Raw genomic sequence first — 10,477 nt, 5'->3', positions numbered from 1 at the left:
CCGGTGCGGGGGCGCGGGCGCTGGCCGTGGCGCAGCGCGACGATCTCGCCCTGCGAGCCGACCGCGAAGAAGCGCCGCCCCTGCCCGAGGGCCTCACGCGCGGTGTCGAGCTCGTCGTCCAGCTCGGTCACGCGGGCGCGCAGCGCCTCGACCTGCATCTCGAGGTCGAAGATCCGCTGGATCGCGGCAAGCGAGACGCCCTCCTCCTGGGAGAGGCGCTGCACCTCACGCAGCCGGGTGACATCGGCAGCGCTGTAGCGCCGGCCGCCGCCACGGGTGCGTGAGGGGACGACGAGCCCGATGCGGTCGTACTGCCGCAGGGTCTGCGCGTGCATCCCGGCGAGGTCGGCCGCGACGGAGATGACGAAGACGGGCGTGCGGTCGTCACCGCTCAGTCCAGAGATCCGTGCCATCGTGCCCGCCTCCCTTCGTCATCGCCATCGGTGTCATCGAGTCTGCCGCGACCTCAGGCCGTCGCGTCGGATGTCAACGCCGCACGCGGGTCGTCGGTGCGCGCATCGCGCAGCACCTCCACGGCCTCACGCTCGGTGTCGCTGAGCTCGGTCGGCACGATGATCTGCACCTTGGCGAGCAGGTCACCCGTGGCCGCCTTGGTCACGATGCCGCGCCCCTTGAGCCGCAGGACGCGTCCGCTCGGGGTGCCCGGCGCGATGCGCACCTTGACCTGCGACCCGTCGAGGGTCGGCACGGCGACCGTCGCCCCCAGCGCCGCCTCGGCGAAGGTCACCGGCAGGTCGATGGTCAGGTTGGACCCGTCACGCCCGTAGACCGGGTGCTTGCCGACGGACACGGTGAGGATCAGGTCGCCGCGCTCGGCGCCATGATCACCGTGAGCGCCCTTGCCACGCAGGCGGATCTTTTGCCCGTCCTTGACCCCGGCAGGGATCTTGGCATTGACCTTTTCGCCGTTGACGCTCAGCGAGATGGTGCGCCCCTCAACCGCGTCGCGGAAGGACAGCTCGGTCCGGGCGGTGAGGTCCTGACCCTTGACCGGGCCACGCGGCGCGCGGAACCCCGCCCCCTGCCCGCCGAAGCCCGCAGCACCGCCACCGAACATCGACATGATGTCCTCGAGGTCGGGCTCACCGCCCCCACCCCCGGCGAAGGGGGAGCCGCCGCCGGAGCTGTAGCGCATCCGGGAGCCGCCCCCACCCCCGCCGAAGGCGGAGAAGATGTCCTCGAAGCCCGCGCCCCCGCCCTGGCCGCCGGCGGTGAATCGCGCACCGCCGCCGGCCATCGAGCGGATCGCGTCGTACTCACGACGCTGCTCGGGGTCGGAGAGCACGGCCTGTGCCTCACCGATGTCCTTGAACTTCTGCTCGGCAGCGTCATCCCCTTCGTTGCGGTCGGGGTGGTACTGCTTGGCGAGCTTGCGGTAGGCCTTCTTGATCTCACCCTCGTCGGCGTCCTTGCCGACGCCGAGCACGGCGTAGAAGTCCTTGTCCAACCAGTCCTGACTGGCCATGTCTCTCCTCCTCTCGGATCTGTTGCGGCTACTGCGGGTCGGCGACGGCCACGCGGGCGGCGCGCAGGACGCGCTCACCGGCGCGGTAGCCGGGCTGGAGCACCGTGACGACCGTGGTGGCCGTCGCGTCGCTCGGGAGCTCGGCGTCCTCCGCATCCCACGGTGCGTGCATGAGCGCCTCGTGGACATTGGGGTCGAAGGGCTCGCCCTTGACGCCCACGCGCTCCAGTCCGTGCTTGCCGAGCGACTGCTCGAGCTTGTCGGCGATCGCGCGGAAGGGCGTGCCCTCCGGCAGGTCACCGTGCTGCTCGGCCAGGTGGATCTCGTCGAGCACCGGCAGGAGCGTCTCGAGCACCTCGTGGGCGGCACGGGTCTTGTGCACCGGAAGGTCCCGGTCGACGCGCCGCTTGTAGTTGACGTACTCCGCCTGCAGCCGCAGGTAGTCGTCGTGGAGCTGGTCGGCGCGGGCCGTGTCGGGGTGGGCCTCCGCGTCAGCGGCGACCTCCTCGACGACGGGAGTGTCGCCCCCCTTCGAGGCTCCTTCGTCGCTCCTCAGGGCAGCGCCTTCGTCCCCGGCCGGGGTGGTCTCGGACTGCTCGTCCGAGACCACCTCGGCGTCGACGACCTGCTCCTCGCCCGCGGGCTGCGCGGTGTCCGCGCTCACCTCGGGGTCGATCGGCTGGTTGGGGTCGGTCACTTCTTCTCCTCGTCGGCGTCGTCCACGACCTCGGCGTCGACGATGTCGTCGTCACCATCGGTCGCGCCCTGGTCGGCTCCGGACTCGGCGCCAGCGCCCTCGCCAGCACCCTCGCCCTGCTCCGCGGTGGCCGCGTAGAGGGCTGCGCCCATCTTCTGCGACTCCTCGTTGAGGGTGTCGACCTTCGTGGTGATGTCCTCGACGCTCGCGCCGGACTCGGGCTTGAGGGACTCCTTGAGGTCGGCGAGCGCGTCGTCGACGGGCTTGCGCTGCTCGTCGGTCAGCTTGTCACCGGACTCGCCGAGGAACTTCTCGGTGGAGTAGACGAGGTTCTCGCCGTTGTTGCGGGCTTCGGTCTCCTCGCGGCGGGCCTTGTCCTCGTCGGCGTGCGCCTCGGCCTCCTTGACCATGCGCTCGATCTCCTCCTTGGACAGCGCGGAGCCGCCCGAGATGGTGATCTTCTGCTCGACACCGGTGCCACGGTCCTTGGCGGTCACGTGGACGATGCCGTTGGCGTCGATGTCGAAGGTGACCTCGACCTGCGGGACCCCACGCGGAGCCGGCGCGATGCCGGACAGCTCGAAGGTGCCGAGGTTCTTGTTCTGTTGAGCGATCTCGCGCTCACCCTGGAAGACCTGGATCAGCACGGACGGCTGGTTGTCCTCGGCGGTGGAGAAGACCTCGGAACGCTTGGTCGGGATGGCCGTGTTGCGCTCGATGAGCTTGGTGAAGAGCCCACCCTTGGTCTCGATGCCGAGCGAGAGCGGCGTGACGTCGATGAGCAGGACGTCCTTGCGCTCACCCTTGAGGACACCGGCCTGCAGGGCCGCGCCGAGCGCGACGACCTCGTCCGGGTTGACGCCCTTGTTGGGCGCCTTGCCACCGGTCAGCTTGGTGACGAGCTCGCTGACGGCCGGCATGCGGGTGGAGCCACCGACGAGGACCACGTGGTCGATCTCGGAGAGCTGGACGCCCGCGTCCTTGATGACATTTTCGAAGGGGGTCTTGGTCCGGTCCAGCAGGTCCTTGGTCATCTGCTCGAAGTTGGCGCGGGAGAGCGACTCGTCGAGGTGGATGGGGCCGTTCTCGCCCATGGACAGGTACTGCAGGTTGATCGACGTGTTCGAGGAGGAGGAGAGCTCCTTCTTGGCCTGCTCGGCAGCGTCGCGCAGACGCTGCATCGCGATCTTGTCGTTGGACAGGTCGACGCCGGTGTTGTTCTTGACCTGGGTCAGCAGGTGGTTGACCACGCGCTCGTCCCAGTCGTCGCCACCGAGCTGGTTGTCACCGGAGGTGGCGCGCACCTGGATGGTGGAGAAGCCGTCCTCGGGGTCCTTGCCGACCTCGAGGAGGGAGACGTCGAAGGTGCCGCCACCGAGGTCGAAGACGAGGATGAGCTCGTCCTCCTTGCCCTTGTCCAGGCCGTAGGCCAGCGCGGCGGCGGTGGGCTCGTTGACGATGCGCAGGACGTTGAGGCCCGCGATCTCGCCGGCCTCCTTGGTGGCCTGGCGCTCGGCGTCGTCGAAGTAGGCGGGGACGGTGATGACCGCGTCGGTCACGTCCTCACCGAGGTAGGACTCGGCGTCGCGCTTGAGCTTCTGCAGCGTGCGCGCGCTGATCTCCTGGGAGGTGTACTTCTTGCCGTCGATGTCGTCCGTGGTCCAGTCGGTGCCGATGTGGCGCTTGACGGACCGGAGGGTGCGGTCGGCGTTGGTGACGGCCTGACGCTTGGCGACCTCACCGACGAGGACCTCGCCGCCCTTGGTGAAGGCGACGACGGACGGGGTGGTGCGACCGCCCTCGGCGTTCGCGATGATCGTGGGCTCGCCACCCTCGAGGACGGCGACGGCAGAGTTGGTGGTTCCGAGGTCGATGCCAACGGCACGGGCCATGGGGCGCTCCTTTGTTCGGGTGTCGAGGCGGTCACCTCGACGAAGTTGAGTTGTTGCTGCTCAACTTAGGAGCCCGATCTGACATTGCGCAAATCCGAGGCTCAAAAGTTGAGTTCCCTTGGCTCAACCATGGGCGAAGGGGGATTGTTCCCGGACGCTCACCACGGCGCCCTGCCGCCCTTGTCGCCGGACCGCTCTAGCCTCGAGCAGTGACCCCAGGGACAGGCCGAGCGGACCGACGAGCAGGCAGGCATCGGCACCATGCTCGCAAGGACTGAAGGTCGAGTCGATTGCAGTGAGCATCCCCCGAAGTTTCAGGGTTTCGACTCCGGACGGGCGCCGACCTGCAGTCCTTGTGAACGACGCCTCCGCCGCCATCAGACCGCGACGTAGACGGTGTTGCTCGACTGCCCGCCGGTGAGGAAGTTGTCGAAGGCCACGACATGCGCCTCCACCCGGTCGAAGACCTGCCCCAGCAGCGTCATGAACTCCTCGTCCGGCGGGTCGTCAGACCACAGGGCGAAGACGCCGTCGGTGCGCAGCTGGGCCTTGAGTCGCTGCAGACCCTCGAGCGAGTAGAAGGGGGCGTGGTCCGGGTGGAGCAGGTGGTGCGGCGTGTGGTCGATGTCGAGCAGCACCGCGTCGAAGGTCCGTCCCGGAGCCCCTGGATCGAAGCCGTCGGGCGATGCCGCGAGCTCGAAGAAGTTGGCCAGCAGCAGTCGGGTGCGCTCGTCCCGCACGACGGCGGGTGCGTCCGGCAGCAGCTCGTGCTCGTGCCAGTCGATGACCTCCGGCATGGCGTCGACGACGATCAGCGAGTCGACCCGCGGATCCTCGAGCGCCGCCCGCGCGGTGCATCCAAGGCCGAGTCCCCCGACGACGACGTCGAGGTGCTCCCCCTTCGCCTGCGCCAGGCCCAGCCGGGCCAGCTCGACCTCGGCCACGGTGAAGAGGCTCGACATGAGGAACTCGTCGCCGAGCTTGACCTCGTAGACGTCCACCGTGAGCGTCGGCTCGATCCGCCGTCGCAGGCTGATCTCACCCCGAGGCGTCTCGCTCCAGGCGAGCTCTTCGAATCGTCGCATCGGCCCAGTCTGCCCGGTCACCAGCGACTACACGAGGATGCGCAGCGCCCCGCGCTGGACGGTGAAGGTCATCGGCGTCTCACCGACGATGTCGCCGTCGGCGTAGACGCGGTACCCCGTGGGCGCGGAGATCTCGATCTCCTTGCCCCGGGCGGCACGGATGTCGACGCCGTCGATGTGCGTGCCCTTGAAGTAGCGCGGCAGGAGCATCGGGTACTTCCAGCGCGGCAGCCCCTCGACGGTGGTGATGTCGAGCTCGCCGTCGCCCAGGAGCGCGTCGGGGTTGACCTTCATCCCCGCGCCGTAGCGACCCGAGTTGCCGATGGCGACGCTCCACCCGTCGAAGGTGCGCGCCACCCCGTCGGTCGTCATCGTGATCGACGTCGACCGCGTCTCGGTGAGCGCGCGGGCGCCGCCGTAGGCGTAGACGAGGGAGGCCGGCAGCCACGGCGGCGCCTCGTTGGCATGGTCGTTGGCCCGCGAGTCGTAGCCGACCGTTGCCACACCGAGGAAGGGGGTCTCCCCCGCGAAGCCGACGTCCACCCTTCGCTCCGTGGCGGTGGAGAGAGCAGACGCAGCGGTGCGCAGGTCGAGCGAGCCACCCAGCGCACGGATGAAGTCGCAGCCGCGGCCACCCGGCAGCGGCGCGACCAGCGCGCCGGAGCGGAGCGCGCCCTCGGCGACGCGCGCGACGAGCCCGTCACCACCCAGCGCGACGAGGACCGGACCGTCAGGCTGACCGGCCGCAGCGATCTCGACGGCGTCCTCGGCCGACGCCGTCATGACGATGTCGACGGACCACCCCTGCGAGCGCAGGATCCGTGCTGCCACAGGGGCCTTCGCCTCGGCCGTGCCGTTGGCCGCGGTCGGGTTGGTCACGACCAAGGCCGAGCGAGCGGTCATGCGGGGATCCTCCTGGCGCGACCTTCGAATCTGTGCACCGGGTCATTCTGCCGTGATCGGGCACGGATCGGGCCACGTCCACCTGATGCCGTGCAGGCCCGGCTCGGCCGAGTGTCGAGCGACGTGCACCCGGTCCCCGTGCTCGAGCGTCAGCTCGTGGGCCTGCAGGTCCGGTCCGTCGGCGTGTGCCTGGTGGAAGGCGCTGACCTGGGTCGGCACGAAGTCGCGGTCGAAGGTGGCCTCGGTGACGAGCAGCGTCGTCTCCTGCGAGGACCATCGGAAATAGCCCTCGGAGACAACGGAGTTGGCGTCGTTGATCTGGATGTCGTAGACGACCGTGTCTCCCGGGGAGAGCCACCGATCGAAGTGCACCTCCACGGCGACGATCTCTGCCTCGGGGTCGCGCAGGACGCGTCCCAGACGGCACCCACGCAACGCTCTGACCGTTACCAGGTCGACATCACCGCCCGTCTCGACGCCGTAGGCCACGACATAACGGTCGGTCGCGGCCGCGACGCGCATGGTCATCGTCGTGTGGCGCTCGACCAGCACCCCGCGCGCATCAAGGCGCAGGCGGTCGTGCGCGCCGAGCGCGACCAGCGCCCGGCGACAGGTCGTGCCGAGCTGGTCGACGAGTCGAGCGAAGGCCGCGTCGTAGGTGACCACCGAGGCCGTGCTGCTGCCCGCGGAGTCCGGCTCGACCAGCCCTCGCAGGAGCCCGGGCGTCACCCGCAGCACGCGCTCGAGCTCCTCGACCACCGCGAAGGAGCGCGGCGACGCAGGAACCCGGCGTCCGTGCTGCCACTGGCTGAGGGTGCTGAGCGCGACCGAGTGGCCGGTCACAGCGAGGTGCGCTTGCACTCGCGCCAGCGACAGTCCCCGGTTGGCCACCGCGGCGCGCAGTGCCTCACCGAAGGCACGACGGGGGTCGTGGGCATCCATGCACTCTCCTCCTACCGTGAATCTTCACGCCCGCGGGCACTCCTCGCGTGGCCTGTCCGGCGCGGTCGCTGTGAAGCGATGTCACCTCCTCCCGGTGATCTCGCTCGCACTGCCGAAGCACCCCGGCGTCCTTAGTGTCGCGGCACTCGCTCCACCCCGCCCATCGAGGAGGAATGGTGTTCGCCCACAGCCCTGGGACACCCCCCGGACTCGTCGCGGGCACAGTACCCCTCAGGGGTATGCTCGGGGTGTTGATCGACCACGGACGAGAGGGAACGACATGAGCACGACGACCGAGTACCGGGTGACGGGCATGACCTGCGGGCACTGCGAGGCTGCGGTTCGTGAGGAGGTCGGTGGGGTCGCAGGCGTCCAGGACCTCACGGTGAGCGCCGAGACGGGTTCACTCGTCGTCACCGGGAGCGACATCGACGACACGGCTGTCATCGCCGCGGTCACGGAGGCCGGTTACCAGGCAGCACAGGCCTGACAACCCACCGACGAAGGGGGACACTGACGTCATGGGTGCCGGCCACGACCACGGGCGGTCCTCGGACGGCGAGGGCCACCCGGGCGACTTCCGCCGCAGGCTCGCGGTCGCCTTCGCGATCACGTCCCTCGTCGTCATCACCCAGGCCGTCGGCGCCTGGGTCACGGGCAGTCTCGCGCTGCTCACCGACACCGCCCACGCGCTGACCGACGCGAGCGGGCTGCTGGTGGCGCTCGTCGCTGGCACGCTGATGCTGCGACCCCCTTCGTCCACACGGACTTGGGGCTACCGACGCATCGAGGTGATCGCCGCGCTCGCGCAGGCGACCCTGCTGCTCGTCGTCGGTGCCTACGCGGCCGTCGAGGGCCTGCGGCGGCTCTTCGCCCCGCCGGAGGTGCCGGCCGGTGAGCTGCTCGTCTTCGGTGTCATCGGCCTGATCGCCAATGTCATCGCCATCGCGGTGCTCGCGTCGGGACGGTCAGCCAACTTCAACATGCGCGCGGCCTTCCTCGAGGTCGTCAACGACGCGCTCGGCTCGGTCGGCGTCATCATCGCGGCGGTCGTCATCGCGACGACGGGCTTCCTCCAGGCCGATGCCATCGCCGGCCTCTTCATCGCCGCGCTCATCGTGCCGCGAGCCATCATGCTGCTGCGCGAGACGTCCAGCGTCCTCATGGAGTTCGCTCCCGCAGGCCTCGATCTCGACGAGGTGCGAGACCACATCCTCGCGCTCGATCACGTGCGTGCGGTCCACGACCTGCACGCCTCGACGGTGGCGACCGGCCTGCCCACCATCACGGCGCACGTCGTCGTCGACGAGGAGTGCTTCGTCGACGGGCATGCCGCCGAGGTCTTGCAGCAGGTGCGCACCTGCGTCGCCGAGCACTTCGACATCGCCATCCACCACTCGACATTCCAGATCGAGCCGCCGTCCGTCAGCCGCACGGAGCACGCGGGCACGACGCACGACTGAGCTCGGCGCCTCCCCGCAGCCGTAGCGTGGGGGCATGGCCGACTCCCGACGCAGCTTCACCCGCGCTGAGCTCGAGGGCTTCCGGGACGCGGAGGTGCCCGACCTGCTCCCCGGTGCGGGGCAGGCCCTGCGGCTGCTCTTCGTCGGGATCAACCCCGGCCTGTGGACCGCCGCGACCGGCACGCACTTCGCCCACCCGGGCAACCGCTTCTACCCCGCACTCACCCTCGCCGGGATCCTGGACCGCCCGATCAGCCCGTCCGCGGGCATGAGCGACGAGGACCGCGACCACCTCCGGGCGCGCGGCATCGGCATCACCAACATGGTGCGACGGGCCACGGCCCGGGCCGACGAGCTGACGGCTGCCGAGCTGCGCGAGGGCGGCGAGCGGCTGCGGGCCACCGTGCGCGACACCCGACCGGCGGTGGTGGCCGTCGCCGGGATCACCGCCTACCGCAATGCCTTCGGCGTGCGCGGCGCCCGGATCGGCGAACAGGACGACGACTTCGAAGCCGCGCGGCTGTGGGTCGTGCCCAACCCGAGTGGGCTCAACGCCCACGAGACGGTGGAGACCCTCGCGCGGTCCTACGCCGAGCCTGCTCGCGCGGCCGGCATCCTCCACTGAGCCAGGGTCCGACCTCGACCCGTCCCCTGGGCAACGACAATGGGGACGTGACCATCACCATCCGTCCCCGTCGCGACGACGACCTGCCCGCCCTCGGCCATGTCCTCGTCGAGCAGCAGCCCGCGTCCGGGTACCCGCACCGCGACCCCTTGCCGATGCCGGGCGCCGACTTCGTCGCACGTGCAGGGGCGCTCGCCGCGTGGACCGCCGAGGTCGACGGCGAGCCCGTCGGCCACATCGCGATCCTGCCGGTCCGCGACCCGGCGGCGAGCGGCGAACCCGAGCTGGCCCGCCTGTGGATGGCGGGGCACGACCTTCCGGCCGAGCGCCTCGGGGAGGTCGGTGTGTACTTCACGGCGACCCACGTGCGCGGTCGCGGCGTGGGCGCGGCCCTCATGCGCACTGCCCTGGACGAGTTGGCGGCACGGGCCCTCGCGCCCTGCCTCGACGTCATCCCGACGGGCACGGCGGTCGACTACTACCGCCGCTCCGGCTGGGTCGAGGTCGGCGGCACCCGACCGTCGTGGCTCGCTGCCGATGCGCCGGACGTCATCGCGATGATCCTGCCGCGCGACTGAGACGCGACAGGCGGGCCAGCACCCCTCGGGGGTACTCCCGCACCTCGTCCACGACGAGATCTCCCGGCAGGTCCAGCGCGGCCACCTGGTCGAGGGTGCCGAGCTGGAGGAGCGCGATGCCCTCCGGCAGGAGGTGCTCGGCGATGACGGCGAGGCACTGGCTCGCCACGGACAGCCCGTCGTCGCCCCCGTCGATGGCACCCGGTGGATCCTGGGGAAACCTGCCGATGCCCGCCGTCGGCACCCAGGGCGGGTCGGCGATGACCATCGCGAAGCGCTCGTCCGGCGCGATGACCTCGGACAGGTCGCCGCGTCGCACCTCGACGAGCTCGGTCAGGCCGAGCCGCTCCGCGTTGCTGCGGATGGTCGGTGCGGCGAGCTCCTCGCGGTCCACCGCGACGAGCCGACGCCCGGAGCCACGTACGCCGGCCAGACCGATGTGGCCGGCCCCGGCGCACAGCTCGAGGACGGGCCCCTCCGGCAGCTGCGGCAGGAGGTCAGCAGCCCACGTCGACTGCTCGTGGGTCCACTCGCGAGGCTCGAGCAGACGGTCGTCGGTCGTCAGGTCCAGACCCCCGAACGTGAAGTCGACCCGGGCCATCAGCCCTCCCCCTTCGCGGCGAGGACCTTGTGGGTGCCGTCGCACCACGGTGCCCGACCACTCATGCCGCAGGCGCACACGGCGACCACGGGCCGGGTGACCTCGTGCTCGCGGCCGTCCACGCCACGCACGATGTCGGCGCCGCGGACGAGGATCGGACCATCCGGGCAGGGCTCCACGGAAACCTCGGTCGGCCCCTCCCGCC

General features: G+C 70.4%; 13 protein-coding genes. 4 read left to right on the top strand and 9 right to left on the bottom strand.

Features of this window, described 5'->3' with window-relative positions:
* The 7 genes from JLI01S_RS13035 to JLI01S_RS13005 all read right to left on the bottom strand — a co-directional run.
* Positions 1-413, bottom strand: a 413-nt coding sequence (locus tag JLI01S_RS13035) for a heat shock protein transcriptional repressor HspR (RefSeq protein ID WP_068265300.1), incomplete at its 3' end; no start/stop codon positions are given.
* A 53-nt stretch (positions 414-466) separates the two neighbouring features.
* Positions 467-1,486, bottom strand: a complete 1,020-nt coding sequence (locus JLI01S_RS13030) for a DnaJ C-terminal domain-containing protein (RefSeq protein WP_068265298.1) — start codon at positions 1,484-1,486, stop codon at positions 467-469.
* A 28-nt stretch (positions 1,487-1,514) separates the two neighbouring features.
* Positions 1,515-2,183 (bottom strand): nucleotide exchange factor GrpE, encoded by a 669-nt coding sequence (locus JLI01S_RS13025; protein ID WP_068265296.1) that lies wholly within the window; start codon positions 2,181-2,183, stop codon positions 1,515-1,517.
* A complete protein-coding gene (gene dnaK, locus JLI01S_RS13020) occupies positions 2,180-4,075 on the bottom strand; it encodes a molecular chaperone DnaK (RefSeq protein ID WP_068265293.1) in 1,896 nt (631 codons plus the stop codon). The genes JLI01S_RS13025 and dnaK overlap by 4 nt, the downstream gene beginning before the upstream one ends.
* Positions 4,076-4,452: 377 nt before the next feature.
* Positions 4,453-5,160 (bottom strand): polyamine aminopropyltransferase, encoded by a 708-nt coding sequence (locus JLI01S_RS13015; RefSeq protein ID WP_068265291.1) that lies wholly within the window; start codon positions 5,158-5,160, stop codon positions 4,453-4,455.
* Positions 5,161-5,187: 27 nt separating this feature from the next.
* Positions 5,188-6,063, bottom strand: coding sequence for a diacylglycerol/lipid kinase family protein (locus JLI01S_RS13010; protein WP_068265289.1), 876 nt, complete (start codon positions 6,061-6,063; stop codon positions 5,188-5,190).
* Positions 6,064-6,105: 42 nt separating this feature from the next.
* Complete coding sequence (locus tag JLI01S_RS13005; protein WP_068265287.1) at positions 6,106-7,005, bottom strand: helix-turn-helix domain-containing protein; 900 nt, start codon at positions 7,003-7,005, stop codon at positions 6,106-6,108.
* Positions 7,006-7,285: 280 nt separating this feature from the next.
* On the opposite strand from JLI01S_RS13005, the gene JLI01S_RS13000 reads away from it, so the two are divergent.
* The 4 genes from JLI01S_RS13000 to JLI01S_RS12985 are packed head-to-tail and all read left to right on the top strand — an operon-like array spanning position 7,286 to position 9,671.
* A complete protein-coding gene (locus JLI01S_RS13000) occupies positions 7,286-7,495 on the top strand; it encodes a heavy-metal-associated domain-containing protein (RefSeq protein WP_068265286.1) in 210 nt (69 codons plus the stop codon).
* A 31-nt stretch (positions 7,496-7,526) separates the two neighbouring features.
* Positions 7,527-8,468: a cation diffusion facilitator family transporter gene (locus JLI01S_RS12995; RefSeq protein ID WP_068265284.1), complete on the top strand. Its 942-nt coding sequence runs from the start codon at positions 7,527-7,529 to the stop codon at positions 8,466-8,468.
* A 34-nt stretch (positions 8,469-8,502) separates the two neighbouring features.
* On the top strand, positions 8,503-9,093 hold the full coding sequence (locus tag JLI01S_RS12990; RefSeq protein WP_068265282.1) for a mismatch-specific DNA-glycosylase: 591 nt from the start codon (positions 8,503-8,505) through the stop codon (positions 9,091-9,093).
* Positions 9,094-9,140: 47 nt separating this feature from the next.
* Complete coding sequence (locus JLI01S_RS12985; RefSeq protein ID WP_068265281.1) at positions 9,141-9,671, top strand: GNAT family N-acetyltransferase; 531 nt, start codon at positions 9,141-9,143, stop codon at positions 9,669-9,671.
* Here JLI01S_RS12985 and JLI01S_RS12980 read toward each other — a convergent pair.
* Both JLI01S_RS12980 and JLI01S_RS12975 read right to left on the bottom strand, forming a co-directional pair.
* Positions 9,643-10,272 (bottom strand): RsmD family RNA methyltransferase, encoded by a 630-nt coding sequence (locus tag JLI01S_RS12980; protein WP_068265278.1) that lies wholly within the window; start codon positions 10,270-10,272, stop codon positions 9,643-9,645. The genes JLI01S_RS12985 and JLI01S_RS12980 overlap by 29 nt on opposite strands.
* Positions 10,272-10,451 carry a CDGSH iron-sulfur domain-containing protein gene (locus JLI01S_RS12975; RefSeq protein ID WP_369407380.1) on the bottom strand — a complete coding sequence of 60 codons (180 nt, stop codon included), beginning with the start codon at positions 10,449-10,451 and terminating at the stop codon, positions 10,272-10,274. Before JLI01S_RS12975 ends, JLI01S_RS12980 begins: the two co-directional genes overlap by 1 nt.
* Positions 10,452-10,477: the final 26 nt, after the last annotated feature.

Origin of the sequence: Janibacter limosus NBRC 16128, assembly GCF_001570985.1 — a bacterium.
GTDB classification, from domain to species: Bacteria; Actinomycetota; Actinomycetes; order Actinomycetales; family Dermatophilaceae; genus Janibacter; species Janibacter limosus.
This window is presented reverse-complemented; position numbering and strand designations above follow the sequence as displayed.